At 68.1% G+C, this 17,795-nt stretch carries 14 protein-coding genes; 10 read left to right on the plus strand and 4 right to left on the minus strand.

Features of this window, described 5'->3' with window-relative positions:
- Positions 1-11: 11 nt before the first annotated feature.
- Positions 12-4,610 carry a glutamate synthase large subunit gene (gltB, locus tag ACWJI7_RS11960; RefSeq protein WP_479938186.1) on the minus strand — a complete coding sequence of 1,533 codons (4,599 nt, stop codon included), beginning with the start codon at positions 4,608-4,610 and terminating at the stop codon, positions 12-14.
- A gap of 125 nt (positions 4,611-4,735) precedes the next feature.
- On the opposite strand from gltB, the gene ACWJI7_RS11965 reads away from it, so the two are divergent.
- From ACWJI7_RS11965 to ACWJI7_RS12005, 9 genes are all read left to right on the plus strand, one after another.
- Positions 4,736-6,577 (plus strand): phosphodiester glycosidase family protein, encoded by a 1,842-nt coding sequence (locus tag ACWJI7_RS11965; RefSeq protein WP_479938187.1) that lies wholly within the window; start codon positions 4,736-4,738, stop codon positions 6,575-6,577.
- A gap of 28 nt (positions 6,578-6,605) precedes the next feature.
- Positions 6,606-6,962, plus strand: a complete 357-nt coding sequence (locus ACWJI7_RS11970; protein ID WP_479938188.1) for an AIR synthase — start codon at positions 6,606-6,608, stop codon at positions 6,960-6,962.
- Between the two features lie 52 nt (positions 6,963-7,014).
- Positions 7,015-7,389, plus strand: a complete 375-nt coding sequence (gene rpsL / locus ACWJI7_RS11975; RefSeq protein WP_479938189.1) for a 30S ribosomal protein S12 — start codon at positions 7,015-7,017, stop codon at positions 7,387-7,389.
- Between the two features lie 42 nt (positions 7,390-7,431).
- Positions 7,432-7,902: a 30S ribosomal protein S7 gene (rpsG, locus tag ACWJI7_RS11980; protein ID WP_479938190.1), complete on the plus strand. Its 471-nt coding sequence runs from the start codon at positions 7,432-7,434 to the stop codon at positions 7,900-7,902.
- A gap of 101 nt (positions 7,903-8,003) precedes the next feature.
- Positions 8,004-10,079 carry an elongation factor G gene (fusA, locus tag ACWJI7_RS11985; protein WP_479938191.1) on the plus strand — a complete coding sequence of 692 codons (2,076 nt, stop codon included), beginning with the start codon at positions 8,004-8,006 and terminating at the stop codon, positions 10,077-10,079.
- A 39-nt stretch (positions 10,080-10,118) separates the two neighbouring features.
- Positions 10,119-11,348, plus strand: a complete 1,230-nt coding sequence (tuf, locus tag ACWJI7_RS11990) for an elongation factor Tu (RefSeq protein WP_479938192.1) — start codon at positions 10,119-10,121, stop codon at positions 11,346-11,348.
- Positions 11,349-11,501: 153 nt separating this feature from the next.
- The gene (rpsJ, locus tag ACWJI7_RS11995) at positions 11,502-11,822 is read left to right on the plus strand and encodes a 30S ribosomal protein S10 (RefSeq protein ID WP_479938193.1); all 321 of its coding nucleotides are present in this window, start codon (positions 11,502-11,504) and stop codon (positions 11,820-11,822) included.
- Between the two features lie 151 nt (positions 11,823-11,973).
- On the plus strand, positions 11,974-12,645 hold the full coding sequence (locus ACWJI7_RS12000) for an LON peptidase substrate-binding domain-containing protein (protein ID WP_479938194.1): 672 nt from the start codon (positions 11,974-11,976) through the stop codon (positions 12,643-12,645).
- Positions 12,645-13,658 (plus strand): methyltransferase domain-containing protein, encoded by a 1,014-nt coding sequence (locus ACWJI7_RS12005; RefSeq protein ID WP_479938214.1) that lies wholly within the window; start codon positions 12,645-12,647, stop codon positions 13,656-13,658. Before ACWJI7_RS12000 ends, ACWJI7_RS12005 begins: the two co-directional genes overlap by 1 nt.
- Here the strand turns inward: ACWJI7_RS12005 and pheA are convergent.
- The gene (gene pheA, locus ACWJI7_RS12010; RefSeq protein ID WP_479938215.1) at positions 13,613-14,467 is read right to left on the minus strand and encodes a prephenate dehydratase; all 855 of its coding nucleotides are present in this window, start codon (positions 14,465-14,467) and stop codon (positions 13,613-13,615) included. The two genes, ACWJI7_RS12005 and pheA, sit on opposite strands and share 46 nt — an antisense overlap.
- 60 nt (positions 14,468-14,527) lie before the next feature.
- Between pheA and ACWJI7_RS12015 the strand changes: the two genes are divergently transcribed.
- Positions 14,528-15,043 carry a DUF1997 domain-containing protein gene (locus tag ACWJI7_RS12015; protein ID WP_479938195.1) on the plus strand — a complete coding sequence of 172 codons (516 nt, stop codon included), beginning with the start codon at positions 14,528-14,530 and terminating at the stop codon, positions 15,041-15,043.
- On the opposite strand, the gene ACWJI7_RS12020 is transcribed toward ACWJI7_RS12015, so the two are convergent.
- Both ACWJI7_RS12020 and ACWJI7_RS12025 read right to left on the minus strand, forming a co-directional pair.
- Entirely contained in the window at positions 15,009-15,662 is a 654-nt protein-coding gene (locus ACWJI7_RS12020) for a ribonuclease HII (protein ID WP_479938196.1), read from the minus strand. The genes ACWJI7_RS12015 and ACWJI7_RS12020 overlap by 35 nt on opposite strands.
- A complete protein-coding gene (locus ACWJI7_RS12025) occupies positions 15,663-17,783 on the minus strand; it encodes an Rne/Rng family ribonuclease (protein ID WP_479938197.1) in 2,121 nt (706 codons plus the stop codon).
- Positions 17,784-17,795: the final 12 nt, after the last annotated feature.

The following is a 17,795-nucleotide window of genomic DNA, read 5'->3' on the forward strand; positions in this document are numbered from 1 at the left end:
GGAAAGCAGCCTCAGGAGACGGCCGCCAGGGCCTCCCGCTCGCTCAGGCCCAGGTTGGCTTTCTCGCTGGGGGGGACCAGTACCTTGAAACGGCTGCGCCACTGGGGCCAGTGGGCCAGGATCTCGGCCGCCTTCCGACTGCCGGTGACCTCGAGATGGCATTCCAGCAGGGGCTTGAGCAGGGCTTCCTGCTCGGGGGTGTCCAGCCCGTGCATGGTCACGATCTCCGGGTTGAGGCGGGCAGCCAGGCCGTCGGCCTCATCGAGCAGGAAGGCGACCCCGCCAGTCATGCCAGCGGCCACGTTGCGGCCGGTGCTGCCGAGCACCACCACCACACCGCCGGTCATGTATTCGCAGCAATGGTCGCCGCAGCCCTCCACCACGGCCCGGGCTCCGCTGTTGCGCACGGCGAACCGTTCTCCGGAGCGGCCCAGGGCGAAGAGCTCTCCTCCGGTGGCGCCATACAGGCAGGTGTTGCCGAGGATCACCTGGCCCCCGGGGTCATGGCCGCCGGGGTGGGGCACCACGGTGAGGCGACCACCGTTCATGCCCTTGCCGACGTAATCGTTGGCATCGCCTTCCAGCCTGATGTCCATGCCACGGAGCAGGAAGGCGCCGAAGCTCTGGCCCGCTGCGCCCTCGAAACGCAGATCGAGCTCCCCCCGGAAACCGGCATTGCCATGGCGGGCAGCGATCTCGCCGGCGAGCCGGGCTCCCACGCTGCGGTCGGTGTTGACGATGGTCAGACGGCGGCTGATGCACCCGTGCTGCTCCATCGCCTCGAGCACGTCGGGATCGGCCAGGAGCCCATCTTCGAGGATGGCTCCGTTGCCATGGGCCTGCGGGTCGTGGCGCAGCCAGGTGCGATCGGCCTGCCGGGGCAGCGGGGCCAGCAGACAGGAGAGATCAAGGGGCCCGGTCTTGGCCAGGGACACCTCCCGGGCCTGCAGCAGCTCGTTGCGGCCGATCAGATCCTCGAGCCGGGCCACACCCAGCACGCTGAGCAGCTGCCGGACCTCTTCGGCCACGTAGAGGAAGAAGTTGACCACATGCTCGGGCAGGCCGGTGAAGCGTCGGCGCAGAGCCTCCTTCTGGGTGGCCACTCCCACCGGGCAGTTGTTGGTGTGGCAGACCCGGGCCATGATGCATCCCTCGGCGATCATCGCCACCGAGCCGAAGCCGAATTCCTCGGCCCCGAGCAGGGCGGCCATCACCACATCCCAGCCGGTCTTGAGGCCGCCGTCAGCCCGGAGCAGCACCCGGTCGCGCAGGCTGTTCTCCAGCAGACTGCGGTGCACCTCCGACAGACCCAGTTCCCAGGGACTGCCGGCGTGTTTGATCGAACTCAGCGGTGAGGCCCCGGTTCCCCCGTCGTGGCCCGAGATCTGGATCACATCGGCGTTGGCCTTGGCCACCCCGGCGGCGATCGTGCCGATGCCGATCTCGGCCACCAGCTTCACTGACACCTTCGCGGCCGGATGCACCTGGTGCAGGTCGTGGATCAGCTGGGCCAGATCCTCGATCGAATAGATGTCATGGTGGGGGGGGGGAGAAATCAGGGCCACCCCGGGCTTGCTGTTGCGCAGCCAGCCGATGTAGGCGTCAACCTTCGGGCCGGGCAGCTGCCCCCCCTCCCCCGGCTTGGCCCCCTGGGCCACCTTGATCTCAAGCTGGCGGCCACTGCGCAGATATTCGGGAGTGACCCCGAAGCGACCTGAGGCCACCTGCTTGATGGCGGAGCAGGCGCTATCGCCGCGGCGCAGGCCGCCGATGGTGGGGAGCGTGGCGGACCGGCCCGCGTCGTCCACGTCGGTGAGGGGGTGGTAGCGGGCCGGATCCTCCCCCCCCTCCCCGCTGTTGCTCTTGCCGCCGATCCGGTTCATCGCGACGGCCAGCACCTCATGGGCCTCCCTGGAGAGGGCCCCCAGGCTCATGCCGCCGGTGCAGAACCGGCTGCAGATGCTCTCCACGCTCTCCACCTGGTCGATCGGCAGGGGCGTGGGGGCCGCCCGGAGATCGAGCAAATCCCGCAGGGAGGTGACGGGACGGTGCTCCAGCAGGGTGCGGTAAGTGGCGAAGTGGTCGTAGCCGGGGCCGGCGGCCACGGCGGCATGGAGGGCCTTGGCCATCTCGGGGCTGTTGAGATGGAACTCACCGCCGGTGCGGTACTGCACGAAGCCCATGAATTCGAGCCGGTTGCGATTCAGCTCGGGGAACGCCTTGCTGTGGAAGGCCAGGGTCTCGCTGGCCAGGTCATCGAGGCTGAGACCCGCCACCCGGCTGGTGGTGCCCCGGAAGGCCAGCTCGATCAGATCGGCGCCGATGCCGATCGCCTCGAAGATCTGGGCGCCGTGATAGCTGGCCAGCAGGGAGATGCCGATCTTGGAGAGGATCTTGCGCAGACCCGCTTCGAGGGCCTTGCGCACGTTGGCCTGGGCCGTGGCGGCATCGATCGCCGGCAGTTTGCCCCGCTCCATCAGGGTGCGGGTGCGGGGGTGGGCCTGCCAATGGCGGGTGGTTTCCCAGCTGAGCCAGGGGCAGACGGCACTCGCCCCGAAGCCGATCAGGCAGGCCAGATGGTGGGTGCTCCAGCACTGGGCGGTGTCGACGACCAGGGAGCAGTGGAGCCGCAGACCCAGGGAGAGCAGGTGCTGGTGCACCGCCCCCACCGCGAGCAGGGGCGGAATGTAGGTGGTGCCGGCACTGAGGCCGGAGGCGGCGCGATCGGAGAGCACCAGGATTTGCAGTCCATCCCGCACGGCGTCCTCGGCCGTGCGACAGAGCCGCTCCAGGGCCTGGCGGAGCCCGTCGGGGCCCTGCTCCATGGCGTAGAGGGTGGAGAGGGTGGTGGTGGGCAGGCCCTGCAGGGGCAGGGCCGCCAGGTCCAGCTCATTGAGAACGGGGGTGTCGAGGTGCAGAACCGAGGCCGCCGAGGGCTCCGGTCGCAGGGCGGAGCCCCGCCGGCCCAGATGCATCTCCAGGCTCATCACCAGTTCCTCGCGCAGGGGGTCGATCGGCGGGTTGGTGACCTGGGCGAATCGCTGCTTGAAGTAGTCGTAGAGGAGGTGGGGCTTGCCGGAGAGCACCGCCAGGGGAATGTCGTCGCCCATGCAGTAGGTGGGCTCCTTGCCCTGGCCGGCCATCTCCTCGATCACCAGATCAAGATCCTCGGAGGTGAGGCCGAAGGCGATCTGGTGACGCAGCAGGTCCCGCTCATCCATGCAGCGCTCCCCCTGCCAGGGCTGGCCGGGCAGGCTGCGGCGATGCTCCTGGAGCCAGGCGCCGTAGGGATGGCGGGCGGCCACCTCCTCCTTGACCTGCCAGTTCTGCAGCAGCCTGCCGTTCTCCAGATCAACGGCGAGCATCTGGCCAGGGCCGAGGCGACCTTTCTCCACGATGCGGCTCTCCTCGATCTCCATCACGCCCGTTTCCGAACCCATCACCACGAGTCCGTCACTGGTGATGCAGTAACGGGCGGGGCGGAGGCCGTTGCGGTCGAGGGTGGCCCCGACGCTGCGACCATCGCTGAACACCAGCAGGGCCGGGCCATCCCAGGGTTCCTGCAGGCAGGCGGAGTACTCATAGAAGGCCTGCACCTCCGGCCGGGATTCGAGCTCCGGCTGATTCCGGAAGGCCTCCGGCACCAGGGTCAGCAGGCTGTCGGTGATCGGCCGGCCGCTGCGCACCATCAGCTCGAGCATGGCGTCGAGGTTGGCGGAATCGCTGAAGGCTGCATTCACCACCGGCTTGAGATCATCGGCGGCTGGCCCCCAGACCGCATCCAGATGGGACTCCGCCGCATGGGCCCAGTTCAGGTTCCCCAGCAGGGTGTTGATCTCGCCGTTGTGGCCGAGCAGCCGCATCGGCTGGGCCAGGGGCCAGCGGGGCAGGGTGTTGGTGCTGAAGCGACGGTGGTAGACCGCGAAGCTGACCGCGAAGCGATCATCGGCCAGGTCGCGGTAGAACGGGCCCAGAACGGCCGAGCGCACCATGCCCTTGTAGACAAGGGTGCGGCCGCTGAAGGACGCGAAGTAGAGCGCCCCCGCCCCCGCGCCCCAGGCTTCCCGCGCCAGGTCGCCGACCCGGCGGCGGCACCGGAACAGCAGGGATTCGAGAGCGTCCCCGGGCTCGGGGCCCTCCACCAGCCACTGCTCGATCACCGGCGCCGTCTCGCGGGCGAGCGGACCGAGCACGGACGCGTCCACCGGCACCGCCCGCCAGCCGACGCTGCGGAGACCCACCAGGGCCGCTCCTTCCTCGCAGAAGCGGCGGGCCAGGGCCCGTTTCTCGGCATCGGCCGGCAGGAAGAGCATGGCCAGGCCCCGGCGGCCGGGTTCCGCCTGGGCCGCCTCCGGCCAGACCGCCTCCAGGTAGCTCCAGGGGATCCCGCAGAGGATGCCGGCACCGTCGCCGGAGTCACCGTCGCCGCCGCAGCCGCCCCGGTGCTCCATGCAGCCCAGCCCCCTCAGGGCCTGGAGCAGCAGCCAGTGGCTGGCCTCGCCGCTCAGCTGAGCCAGAAAGCCAACCCCGCAGGCGTCCTTTTCACCGGCCACGGCCATCGGGGCCGGTGAGTCGCGGTGGGGCCATTCGGAGCGGGAGGGGAGAGGCATGGCCCGGGAACAACCTGCGGTATCCGGCAGCAACCCCGATCTACGGAGCCAACCGCCCTCTAGGGACATGAAATCCTAGGGACTGGCCCCCAGCGTTAGCGTTCACCATCAACGGATCTGGGGCGATGCCGGGACCGAACAGCTCCTTGCCGGGGCCATGGCTGAGTCCGGCCATCGCTCTGGCCCTGCTGCCCGCGCTGACCAGCCTGGTCAGTCCCGTGGCCGTGGAGGCCTCCGCCGGTGGAGCGCCCTCCAGCCCGCCGCCCCGTTCAGGGGAGCTGGCCCAGCGGGGGGCGGCGGCGCAGGAGGGCCAGGCCCTGCAGATCAACGGGCGACGGCAACAGGCCCGCTGGTTGTGGAGACCGGCCGAGCGGAGCGGGCCGGCCCAGCTCTGGATCCCCCTGGAGGTGCTCCGGGGCCAACTGGGCATCGCCAGTGACAGCAAGCCCGACGGCAGCATCGATCTCGAGTGGTTCGGCTCCACCCTGCGGGTGCCGCCGGCCGGCCAGCGCAGCCTGGACGACGAGGTGGCCCTGGAGGTGAGTCAGCTGCTGCAATCCGCCGGTGTCCGCAGCGAACCCGCGGCCGGCGGCCTGCTGCGTCTCGAGCTGCCGCCACCGGCCCTGCTGCGGGTGCGCACGTCTCCGCCGGGGCCGGTCCGGCAGGTGGTTCTGGATCTCTCCGGCGCCGCGGTGGTGCGGCAGGGCGACGATGACCTGCTGTTCGGCCTGAACAGCACCGCCGCGCAGCGCGCCGAACTCCAGGCCCTGGGCCTGACCGTGCGCACCGGTCCGGAGGGCCTGCTCATCGGTCGCAGCGGCGCCCCCGGGCGGGTGCTCACCCTCGGCGGTCCGGCCCGGCTGGTGTTCGATCTGCAGGGCAGCGGGGCCCTCTCCGGCTCCGACCCGGTGGCACCCCCACCGCTGGATCCCCGCCTCCAGGCGCTGCTCAACCGCAGCGTGGTGGTGGAGCGCCAGGTGCGCGCCCTGGGAAGCCGGCGGATGCTGATCAACAGCGTGCGGCTCGACCCCCGCACCAGTCCCCTGGATCTGCGGCTGCTCACCCGGGCCGATGGCATGGAAGGCCTGAGCCTTCTGCCCACCCTGGCCCGGGGCGAACAGGCCCTGGTGGCCATCAACGGTGGCTTCTTCAACCGGGTGCGGCGCCTGCCACTGGGGGCCCTCAAGGAGGAGGGGCGCTGGCTGTCCGGACCGATCCTCAACCGGGGAGCCGTGGCCTGGCGGCCGGGCACCCTGCCCCGCTTCGGCCGGCTGGCGCTGCGGGAGTGGCTGATCGAAGGCAACGGGCGCCGCTGGCCGGTGCTGGCCGTGAACAGCGGCTATGTGCAGCGCGGGCTGGCCCGCTACACGGCCGACTGGGGCCGGGGCTACCGGGCCCTGAGCGGCAGCGAAACGGGGGTGATCGTCGGCGACGGCCTGGTGAGGGAGCAGCTGGACAGCGGACAGCTGGCGCGGGGAGTGCCCCTGACCCCTGGCCAGACCCTGGTGGTGGGACGGGCCGGCGTGGCGGCGGCCTGGCCGGTGGGCACGCCGCTCGCACTCTCGAGCCGTCCCAGCGATCCACTCGGGGACGAACCCTTCGTGATGGGAGGGGGGCCGTTGCTGCTGCAGAACGGACGGATGGTGCTCAATGGGACGGCCGAAGGCTTCAGCGCCGCCTTCCAGCGACAGGGGGCTCCCCGCACCGTGATCGGCAGCGACGGACAGCAGCTCTGGCTGGTGACGCTGCAGGGGGTGGAGCACCCCGGCCCCACGCTCTCGGAAACGGCGGCCCTGCTGGGTCAGCTCGGCCTGCGCGACGCCCTCAACCTGGATGGGGGAAGCTCCACCGGGCTGATGGTGGGCACAGCCGTGACCGTCAACGGAAGGGGGGTGGCGGCCTCGATCCACAACGGACTGGGGCTCGTGCCCCGCGATGGGCGCGCCGCCGCGGCGCTGCCAGAGTGAGGGGCCCCGTCACCGGATCCGCCCGACCATGCCGAAGGGCCACACCCTCCGCCTGAGCGCCACGGCCGCCGCTGAGCTTGGTCGCCAGGCCGCCGTGGCCGGCACCCCGGGGCTGATGCACCTTGATCTGGTCGGCGGCAGCTGCGAGCGCTGGGTGATCCGGATCCGCCCCGGCCATCTCGCCGGCGTCCCGGTGGCCCGTGCCGACGGGATCACCCTGCACGCCCCCGCAGAGCAGACCTCCCTCCTGGCCGGGCTGAGCCTCGACTACCGGGGCGATCTCAGCGGCGGCGGTTTCCTGATCCGGGAGGCGGAGGGGCTGACCTGCTGCGCCTGCGGGGCCTCCTTCACCCCTGGAACCAGCGGCGGGACCACGACGACGTAAGGTGACGGATTGTCGATAACGGTCGGACGTCCGACCCCCACGCCGGCCCTCGATGCCCACGATTCAGCAGCTGATCCGCACCGAGCGGCAGCACCTCACCCGCAAGACCAAGTCCCCGGCGCTTCGCGCCTGCCCGGAGAGGCGCGGCGTGTGCACACGGGTGTACACCTCCACGCCCAAGAAGCCGAACTCGGCACTGCGCAAGGTGGCCCGCGTCCGCCTCACCTCGGGATTCGAGGTCACCGCCTATATCCCGGGGATCGGCCACAACCTGCAGGAGCACTCGGTGGTGCTGATCCGCGGTGGCCGGGTCAAGGACCTGCCCGGTGTGCGATATCACATCATCCGCGGCACCCTCGACACCGCCGGCGTGAAGGATCGGCGCAAGAGCCGCTCCAAGTACGGCGCCAAAACCCCCAAGAGCTGATCCCGCCTTCCCACCCCTCCCCGCTCCGATCCCCTCAGGTTTATGTCCCGCCGCAACGCTGCTGAGAAGCGCCCGATCCTTCCCGATCCTCAGTTCAACAGCCGCCTCGCCTCGATGATCGTGGCGAGACTGATGAAGCACGGCAAGAAGTCCACCGCCCAGCGGATCCTCTCCGACGCCTTCGGCCTGATCAACGACCGCACCGGTACCGATCCCCTCGAGGTGTTCGAGACCGCCGTTCGCAACGCCACCCCCCTGGTGGAGGTCCGGGCAAGGCGGGTGGGTGGCGCCACCTACCAGGTGCCCATGGAAGTGCGCCAGGAACGCGGCACGGCGATGGCCCTGCGCTGGCTCGTGAATTTCTCTCGGGTCCGCAACGGCCGCAGCATGGCCCAGAAACTGGCCGGTGAACTGATGGATGCCGCCAACGAAGCGGGCAGCGCGGTTCGCAAACGGGAGGAAACCCACAAGATGGCCGAAGCCAACAAGGCCTTCGCCCACTACCGCTACTGAGCGGACCAGCACGCTGGAGCGCGGGCGCTGCCAGCCGTCACCGAGCCAGCGCCTAAGCTGACGCCCGCCTTTTCGTCGATCAACCTCCGGAGACCCACCCCGTGGCCCGCGCCTACCCCCTGGACCGCGTCAGAAACATCGGCATCGCCGCCCACATTGACGCGGGAAAGACCACCACAACCGAGCGGATCCTCTTCTATTCCGGGGTGGTCCACAAGATGGGCGAGGTCCACGACGGCGCCGCCGTCACCGACTGGATGGCCCAGGAACGGGAGCGCGGCATCACCATCACCGCCGCGGCGATCTCCACCAGCTGGAAGGATCATCGGATCAACATCATCGACACCCCCGGCCACGTCGATTTCACGATCGAAGTGGAGCGCTCCATGCGCGTGCTCGATGGCGTGGTGGCCGTGTTCTGCGCCGTCGGTGGTGTCCAGCCCCAGTCGGAAACGGTCTGGAGGCAGGCGGATCGCTACAACGTGCCCCGGATTGTATTCGTCAACAAGATGGATCGCACCGGGGCCAACTTCCTGAAGGTCTACGAGCAGATCAAGGACCGCCTCAAGGCCAACGCCGCCCCGATTCAATTGCCGATCGGCGCCGAAGGCGACCTCAAGGGCATCATCGATCTGGTTCGTCAGAAGGCGATTCTTTACACCAATGATCTCGGCACGGACATTCTCGAAGGGGAGATTCCCGACGAGATGAAGCAGGAAGCGGCCGAGTGGCGCGGCAAGCTGATGGAATCGGTGGCCGAAACCGATGAAGAACTGCTGGAAACCTACCTGGAGAACGGTGAGCTGAGCGAGGAGCAGCTGATCCGCGGCATCCGCATTGGGGTCGTCAAGCACGGCCTGGTGCCGATCCTCTGCGGCTCCGCCTTCAAGAACAAAGGGGTGCAGCTGGTGCTCGACGCCGTGGTCGACTACCTCCCGGCCCCGGTGGATGTCCCCCCGATCACCGGTCTGCTGCCCGACGGCACCGAGTCCAATCGCCCCTGCGACGATGGTGCTCCCTTCAGCGCGCTGGCCTTCAAGGTGATGGCCGATCCCTACGGCAAGCTCACCTTCGTGCGCATGTATTCGGGTGTGCTCAAGAAGGGAAGCTACGTGCTCAACAGCACCAAGGACAAGAAAGAGCGGATTTCACGCCTGATCCTGCTCAAGGCTGACGACCGGGAGGAAGTGGATGAACTCCGTTCCGGCGATCTGGGCGCGGTGCTGGGCCTCAAAGACACCACCACCGGCGACACCCTTTGTGTTGAGAGCGATCCGATCATCCTGGAGTCGCTCTTCATCCCGGAACCGGTGATCTCCGTGGCCGTGGAACCCAAGACCAAGGGCGACATGGAGAAACTCTCCAAGGCCCTGCAATCCCTCTCCGAAGAAGATCCCACCTTCCGGGTCTCCACCGATCCAGAAACCAGCCAGACGGTGATCGCCGGCATGGGGGAACTCCACCTCGAGATCCTGGTGGACCGGATGCTTCGCGAGTTCAAGGTGGAAGCCAACATCGGTGCTCCACAGGTTTCCTATCGCGAAACCATCCGCAGCCGCGCCAAGGGGGAAGGCAAGTTCGCTCGCCAGACCGGCGGCAAAGGCCAGTACGGCCATGTCGTGATCGAGATGGAGCCCGGCGAGCCAGGCTCGGGCTTTGAGTTCGTCAACAAGATCGTTGGCGGCATCGTTCCGAAGGAATACATCGGACCGGCCGAGAACGGCATGAAGGAAACCTGCCAGTCCGGTGTGATCGCCGGGTTCCCGATGATCGACATCAAGGTCACGATGGTGGATGGGTCCTACCACGATGTCGACTCGTCGGAGATGGCGTTCAAGATCGCCGGCTCCATGGCCTTCAAAGACGGCGTCAAGAAGTGCAATCCAGTGCTGCTTGAACCGATGATGAAGGTGGAGGTCGAGATCCCCGAGGATTTCCTCGGTTCGGTCATCGGTGACCTCTCCTCCCGACGTGGCCAGGTGGAGGGGCAGTCCGTCGACAACGGACAGTCCAAAGTCCAGGCCAAGGTGCCTCTGGCCGAAATGTTCGGCTACGCCACCCAGCTCCGATCCATGACCCAGGGTCGGGGTATTTTCTCGATGGAGTTCAGCCACTACGAGGAAGTTCCTCGCAATGTGGCTGAAGCCATCATTTCCAAGAATCAGGGCAACTCCTGATCTTTCAACCCAACCTCAACCCCCCGATTCTTTCCTTCAATGGCCCGCGAGAAGTTCGAGAGGAACAAACCTCACGTCAACATCGGCACCATCGGCCACGTTGACCACGGCAAGACCACCCTGACGGCCGCCATCACCAATGTGCTGGCCTCCCTCGGTCAGGCCAAAGCTCAGGCCTACGACGATATTGATGGTGCCCCCGAGGAAAAGGAGCGGGGGATCACGATCAACACCGCCCACGTCGAGTATGAGACCGGCAATCGGCACTATGCCCACGTCGACTGCCCCGGTCACGCCGACTACGTCAAGAACATGATTACCGGTGCCGCCCAGATGGATGGCGGCATCCTGGTCGTGGCGGCCACCGATGGCCCGATGGCCCAGACCAAGGAGCACATCCTGCTGGCCAAGCAGGTGGGTGTGCCGGCCCTGGTGGTGTTCCTCAACAAGAAGGACATGGTCGACGACGAGGAAATCCTCGAGCTCGTTGAACTGGAGATGCGGGAACTGCTCAGCAGTTACGACTTCCCCGGTGACGACATCCCCATCGTGGCTGGTTCGGCCCTCAAGGCCCTTGAGCACATCCAGGGAGGCGGGAAGGGCATCCGTGGTGAAGATGAGTGGGTCGACAAAATCCTTGATCTGATGGAAGCGGTCGACGAGTCGATCCCCGAACCGGAGCGCGAGATCGACAAGCCGTTCCTGATGGCGGTCGAAGACGTGTTCTCGATCACCGGCCGCGGCACCGTGGCCACCGGACGAATCGAGCGTGGCAAGGTGAAAGTCGGCGAAACTGTCCAGATCGTTGGCATCAAGGACACCCGTGAAACCACAGTCACAGGTGTGGAGATGTTCCGCAAGCTGCTGGACGAAGGCATGGCCGGTGACAACGTCGGCCTGCTGCTCCGCGGCATTCAGAAGGAGGACATCGAGCGCGGCATGGTGCTGGTGAAGCCCAACTCCATCAAGCCCCACACCAAGTTCGAGGGTGAGGTCTACGTGCTGAAGAAGGAAGAGGGCGGACGGCACACCCCTTTCTTCGCCGGCTACCGGCCCCAGTTCTACATCCGTACCACGGATGTGACCGGCCAGATCACCGCCTTCACGGCCGATGACGGCTCCAACGTGGAGATGGTGATGCCGGGTGACCGCATCAAGATGTCGGCCGAACTGATCTGCCCAGTGGCAATCGAGCAGGGCATGCGCTTCGCCATCCGCGAGGGTGGCCGCACCATCGGTGCTGGCGTGGTCTCCAAGATCGTGGCCTGATCTACTCTGATCGGACCGATCGAACCTGACGGGGGTGGGGCACCAGCCCCCCCCCTGCGCACCTCGACAATCCCGGGACATTCTCCGATGCCTCCGGTTCACCATCCAACGTCCGCGGGACCTTCTTCGGCCCGCGTCCTCTGAAGCCCTCCCATGTCAGCCGCCCTCTCCCAGCAGAAGATCCGCATCCGTCTCAAGGCGTTCGACCGCCGCATGCTGGATCTATCCTGCGAAAAGATCATCGAAACGGCCGATCACACCGCTGCCACGGCCATTGGTCCGATTCCTTTGCCCACCAAGCGCAAGATTTACTGCGTGCTGCGCTCCCCCCACGTGGACAAAGATTCGCGTGAACACTTTGAAACACGCACGCATCGTCGCATCATCGATATTTACAACCCCTCCTCCAAGACCATTGATGCCCTGATGAAGCTGGATCTTCCCAGTGGCGTCGATATTGAAGTCAAGCTCTGAGAGCGGCCCCAGGGCCGTCCACCCCAGCCGCCTGTCGATTCTCGGACCTGCCTTCGCGGTGGGTCCTTTTTTTTCTAGGATCCAGAGCCAACGCGGCGGCCCCCAGCCCCAGTCCATTTCCACCCCCACTTCGCCGCTCCGCAGGACGTCCGTGACTGATCTGGCCGTGAGGGAACTCCCACTCTTCCCCCTGCCGGATGTGGTGCTGTTCCCGCAGGAGGTGCTTCCCCTCCATATTTTCGAGCCGCGCTACCGCATGATGCTGCGCACGGTGCTCGAAACCGACCGTCGCTTCGGGGTGGTCCGCTGGGATCCACAGCAGAAGCGCATGGCGTCGGTGGGCTGCTGCGCCGAGATCCTGCAGTGTCAGACCCAGGACGACGATCGCAGCAACATCGTCACCCTCGGCCAGCAGCGGTTCCGGGTGCTTGACGTGGTGCGGGAGGCTCCATTCCGGGTCGCCATGGTGAGCTGGATCGAAGACAGCAGTCCTGATGAGGGCGAGGTCCTCCGGGAGCTCTCGGAAGATGTCACCCGCGCCCTTCGCGACGTGGTGGATCTCACCGGCAAACTGATCGGAAAACCCACTTCCCTGCCCACCGATCTTCCTGATCTGCCCCGGGAGCTCTCCTTCTGGATCGGCTCCCATCTGGGGGGGCCCGTGGCGGATCACCAACAGGCCCTGCTGGAGCTCACCGACACGGGCGAACGGCTGCGGCAGGAGTTCACCCTGCTTGACCAGACCCGACGCCAGCTGGCCGCCCGCACCGTGCTCAAGGACACCTTCAAGGATCTGGGGGAGCCCAGGCAGGAACCCGGTTGATCGCCCTGGCCCCCTGGCTGACGGCCCTGCTGGCGTCGGCCCTCGCCGTGGCCCTGCTGGCCCTGGCCCTGGCCCTCTGGCAGCGCAGGGATCGTCGATACCGCTCCGGCGCCAGCGTCGCCGACGCCTACGACCGCTGGACCTCCGACCGCCTGCTGGAGCGACTCTGGGGTGAGCACGTCCACCTGGGTCATTACGGCGCCCCACCGGTTCCGACCGATTTCCGCGCCGCCAAGGAAGCCTTCGTGCATGAACTGGTGCGCTGGGGCAGCCTCGATCAGCTGCCGCCCGGCACCACTCTGTTGGACGTGGGCTGCGGCATTGGCGGCAGCGCCAGGCTCCTGGCCCGCCACTACGGTTTCGACGTGCTCGGCATCAGCATCAGCCCGGCCCAGATCGAGCGGGCTCGCCAGCTCACCCCCGCCGGCCTCTCCTGCCGGTTCGAGCTGATGGACGCCCTGGATCTGCAGCTGCCGGCCGCGAGCTTCGCGGTCGTCTGGAGCGTGGAGGCCGGTCCCCACATGCCTGACAAGCAGCGCTATGCCGACGAGCTGCTGCGGGTGCTGGCCCCGGGGGGCCGGCTGGTGGTGGCCGACTGGAACCGTCGCGATCCCACCCAGGCTCCACCCACCGCTCTGGAGCGCTGGGTGATGCGTCAGCTGCTCGACCAGTGGGCCCATCCCGAGTTCTCCAGCATCCCGTCGTTCCGGCGCAATCTGGAGCGCAGTCCATGGAGTGACCAGCTGACGGTGGAGAGCGACGACTGGACCACCGCCACCCTGCCCTCCTGGATCGACTCCATCCTCGAGGGGTTCAGGCGCCCCGGAGCCGTGCTGGGGCTGGGGCCCGCCGCAGTCCTCCAGGGTCTGCGCGAGACCCCCACCCTGCTGCTGATGCACTGGGCCTTCCGCACCGGTCTGATGGCCTTCGGCGTCTTCCGCTGCCGGACGACCCCCCTCCGGTCGGATCAGGCCGTCGGGTCCTCCTCCTCCGACAGGTTGGTGAGGGGGTAGGTGCCGAACAGGGCCAGGTGGCGGCTGTGCCCCCTGAGCTCCTCGATCGCCGGCTCCAGCAGGGCAGGGTCGGCGGGCAGCTCCAGATCCACGAAGAAGATGTATTCGCCCATCTCCCGCTTGGAGGGCCGCGATTCAATCCGGCTCATGTTCAGCTGGCGGCGCGCGAAGCAGCCCAGGGCCTCCAGCAGGGCTCCGGGGCTGTTGGCGTGGAGCGAGAAGGCCAGGCTGCAGAGGGTGGGATCCGCCGCCGTGGTGGTGTCCTGGCGCTGGAGCAGCAGGAAGCGGGTGCAGTTGCCCGGCACGTCATTGATCGGGTAGGCCAGCACCTCCAGGCCATGCTCCGCCGCCGCCCGGCGTGAGGCCACGGCGGCCCGGAAGCGGCTGCCGGCCACCAGCCGGGCCGCCTCGGCGGTGGAGCTCGTCGGCAGCTGCAACGCCGCAGGACGACGCTCACTCAGCCAGAGGCTGCACTGGGCCAGGGCCTGGGGATGGGAGAGCACTTCGCTGACCCGCTCGATCGGACCACTGCCGAGCAGGGCATGGCGAATGGGCAAGACCAGACCCCGCCGGATGCGCAGCTCGGGGTGTTCCCAGAGCCCGTCGAGGCAAGCGGTGACGCCCCCCTCCACCGAGTTCTCCACCGGCACCACCGCCCCGTCGCAACGCGCCTCCGCCAGCGCCTTGACCACCGCCCGGATGCCGCTCTGGGGGAGGAGTTCGGGAGCCTCGACCCCTTCGAGAGTGGCGAGCTGCCACGCCGCCTGCTCCCCATAGGTGCCGCTGGGACCAAGAAACGCAAGGCGCATGGGGAACCGGGTGGGCATCGCTCGATAGGATCATCCCCCGCCGCCCCCCGGAACGAGGCGATGACCCTGGCCTTCGGTGCCAGCCAGCAGCTCAGCCTCCCGGTGTGCGGCGACCAGGCCGGACAATTGGCGACCTATCTCGACGACGAGGAGCGGGTGATCCAGGCGCTGCTGGATCCCAGCCAACTGCACCGGCTGGGCCCGGGGCAGTACCGCTACGAGGTGACACGGTTCCAGGTCTTCCAGCTGCAGATCCAGCCGGTGGTCCAGCTCCAGACCCAGCGGCAGCCTGGCCGCCTGGAGCTGGAGGCCCTCGATTGCGATCTCGAGGGGCTGGAGCTGGTGGACGACTTCCGGCTGACCCTGGAGTCCTGGCTGGAGGCGGGCGCAACGGGCCTGGAGGGGGAAGCGCGGCTTGCGGTGAGCGTGAGCCGGCCGGCGGTGCTGTCCCTGATTCCGCCCAGGGTGCTGGAGGCCACCGGCAGATCCCTGCTGGGTGGGGTGCTGCTGGGCATCCGCACCCGGGTGCGTCAGCACCTGCTCAGGGATTTCCAGCACTGGTGCGAGCACCGCTGAGCTGCCGGCCCAGGAAGCTGTGGCGGTGCAGCGGGGTCGTGCCCAGGCGCCGCAGGGCGTCGCCGTGGACGGCGGTGCCGTAGCCCACGTGGTGTTCCAGGCCGTAGCCGGGGTGATGGGCCGCCAGCCGCAGGAGCAGGGCGTCCCGGGTCTGCTTTGCCAGCACGCTGGCCGCGGCGATCGCGAGACAGTGACGATCCCCCCGCACGAGGGTGCGCTGGGGGTCCCGCCAGGGCCGCAGCGGCAGAATCCCATCCACGAGCACCAGCGCCGGCGTGGCAGGTAACCGCTGCAGGGCCCGCAGCATGGCGGATTCCGTCGCGGCGCGGATTCCATCGCGGTCGATCTCGCGGGCGGAGGCCTGGCCCAGGCCCCAGGCCCGGGCCAGGCCCGTGATCAACGGCAGCAACCGCTGACGCCTCCGGGCCGACAGCGCCTTGCTGTCGGTGAGGCCCGCGGCGGCGAGGGGGGCCAGGGCGGAGCCGGGCAACACAACGGCCGCGGCGAAGACGGGACCGAACAGGGCCCCGCGGCCCACTTCATCCACTCCCGCGCAGACGCCGGGATCGAAGCCGGCAAAGGGAGTGCGGAGCTGGGCCTCCAGGGGGTCGCCCCCCATTCAGACGGCGGACGAGCGGCGACGGCGACGGCGCGGTTCGGCGCCATCCTCCAACCCATCGATGGCCGCTTCGGCTAGGTCCGGGGCCTCCGGCGCAGTGCTGTCGCGCAGCGGGGCGACCTCGACCAGGTCGAGCTCCAGGGTCGTGGCCCGGCCGGTGACGGTGCGCGAGCGGGAGGTACGGCCGCGAGGCACCTGCACGAGCGGGGCCTCGACGACCGCGGGGAACACGGGCACCGGGGTCTCGGGGCCGGCGGCCAGGGGGGTGATCTCCACCGCGACGGCCGCCGGGATCTCCGCGCCCAACCCGGGGGCGGTGATGGTGGCGGTAACGGGGGCAGTGCCAGTGGCGGGGGCTGCATCTTCGCGGCTGGAGCCGTCCTCCTGGCCCGAGCGGCCACCGCCGTCGCCCCCACCGCGGGATCCGCGGCGGCGGCGGCGGGAGCCGGAGGACGCCAGCTGCTGGCGCGCATTCTCCAGCACGGTGGTGCTGTCTTCGCCGGGTCGGACCACCCGCACGATCAGATTCTCCCCAGCGGGGGGGGGATCCAGCAGCAGGGCGGGGCTCAGACCCATCCAGCCATAGACGAGCTCCTGCTCGGAATCCATGGGAACCGCCACGAGATCGGGGTCCTGGCGTCGGCTGACGCCTTCGGGGGCAACGCCATTGGAAACGCTGGCCAGATCCAGCGGCAGGGAGGACTGTGCCGGCTCGGAGGCGGCAGCGGTCATCGGCTGGGATTCGACGGCAGCCGTCTCGCTGGAGCGGCCTCCACGGCCACCGCGGCCACCACGGCGACGCCCACTGGATTCCACCCCATTGGGGCTGGCGACCTCGGCGCGGGCCGAAGCGGCCGAGCGCACCAGACCGGTGACGGTGGCCAGCGGCTGCAGGGTGTCCTTGCCGGGAAGCACGGCCACATGGCCCAGGCCGCCACAACTGGGACAGGCCCGGCCGAACAGTTCGTAGATGTTCTGCCCCTGGCGCTTGCGGGTGAGTTCAACCAGGCCGAGTTCAGTGATCTGGGCGATCTGGGGCCTGGCCGCATCGTCGCGTGCGGACTGGGTGAAATGCTCCAGGAGCATCAGTTGATCGCGACGGGACTCCATGTCGATGAAGTCGATGATCACGACACCACCGATGTTGCGGAGCTTGAGCTGGCGAGCGATCTCGGCGGCCGCTTCACAGTTGGTCCAGAGCACCGTTTCGCGGGCGTTGGCCGAACGGGTGAACGAACCGGAGTTCACGTCGATCACCGTGAGCGCCTCGGTGGGCTCGATGATCACGTAGCCACCGGACGGAAGATCCACCCGGGGCTTGAGGGCATCCCGGATCGCGGCGTTGACCCGGAAATGCTCCAGGATGTCCGTCGGTTCATCGTGGTGGTCGACCAGCAGGTTGGCCTGATCGGCGCCCAGGAAGGCGTTGACCCGGGCCACCGCCGCCGGGGTGTCAACCACCACCCGCAGCACATCCGGGGTGTAGAGGTCACGCAGCACCCGGTGAACGAAATCCTCATCCCGGTTGAGCAGCACCGGCGGTGTGGCCGTCTCGGCGGCCTCCTGGATGCCCTCCCACTGGCGCAGGAGCATCTCCAGGTCGTCGATCAGCAGGTCTTCGCTGATGCCCTCCGCCTCGGTGCGCACCAGCAGACCGGCGCCGGGGGGTTTGATCAGCACGCCCAGCGCCCGCAGCCGGTTGCGCTCGTTCTCGCCGTTGATGCGGCGGGAGATGTTCACCCCCTGGCCATGGGGCTGCAGCACCAGGAAGCGACCCGGCAGGGTGAGATTGCCGGTGAGGCGCGGTCCCTTGGTGCCGGTGGGCTCCTTCATCACCTGAACCAGCACCTTCTGGCGTGGTTCAAGCAGCTCGGTGATGCCGGCGGCCCCCTTTCTCAGCCGCAGCGGACCGAGATCGGTGACATGGATGAAGCCGTTCTTCTCACTTTCGCCGATATTGACGAAGGCGGCATCGATGCCGGGGAGGACGTTCTCGACCCGGCCGACATAGACATCACCAATCTGGTAGCGGCCCTGAGCGACAACCAGTTGTTCAACACGTTCGTCGTTGAGCACCGCGGCGATGCGCAGTTGCTCCGCAATGACGATCTGCTGGGGCATGGAGGATAGGGG

It is taken from the genome of Cryptocyanus atlanticus LEGE 06306, from assembly GCF_056633155.1.

What these genes read in the sequence shown, in the direction of transcription:
- ACWJI7_RS12015 (WP_479938195.1), top strand. Translation starts at nt 14,528, where the DNA reads ATGACCCTGGCCTTCGGTGCCAGCCAGCAGCTCAGCCTCCCGGTGTGC.
- rpsL (WP_479938189.1), top strand. Translation starts at nt 7,015, where the DNA reads ATGCCCACGATTCAGCAGCTGATCCGCACCGAGCGGCAGCACCTCACC.
- ACWJI7_RS12020 (WP_479938196.1), bottom strand. Translation starts at nt 15,662, where the DNA reads ATGGGGGGCGACCCCCTGGAGGCCCAGCTCCGCACTCCCTTTGCCGGC.
- pheA (WP_479938215.1), bottom strand. Translation starts at nt 14,467, where the DNA reads ATGCGCCTTGCGTTTCTTGGTCCCAGCGGCACCTATGGGGAGCAGGCG.
- ACWJI7_RS11970 (WP_479938188.1), top strand. Translation starts at nt 6,606, where the DNA reads ATGCCGAAGGGCCACACCCTCCGCCTGAGCGCCACGGCCGCCGCTGAG.
- ACWJI7_RS11965 (WP_479938187.1), top strand. Translation starts at nt 4,736, where the DNA reads ATGCCGGGACCGAACAGCTCCTTGCCGGGGCCATGGCTGAGTCCGGCC.
- ACWJI7_RS12025 (WP_479938197.1), bottom strand. Translation starts at nt 17,783, where the DNA reads ATGCCCCAGCAGATCGTCATTGCGGAGCAACTGCGCATCGCCGCGGTG.
- tuf (WP_479938192.1), top strand. Translation starts at nt 10,119, where the DNA reads ATGGCCCGCGAGAAGTTCGAGAGGAACAAACCTCACGTCAACATCGGC.
- rpsJ (WP_479938193.1), top strand. Translation starts at nt 11,502, where the DNA reads ATGTCAGCCGCCCTCTCCCAGCAGAAGATCCGCATCCGTCTCAAGGCG.
- gltB (WP_479938186.1), bottom strand. Translation starts at nt 4,610, where the DNA reads ATGCCTCTCCCCTCCCGCTCCGAATGGCCCCACCGCGACTCACCGGCC.
- rpsG (WP_479938190.1), top strand. Translation starts at nt 7,432, where the DNA reads ATGTCCCGCCGCAACGCTGCTGAGAAGCGCCCGATCCTTCCCGATCCT.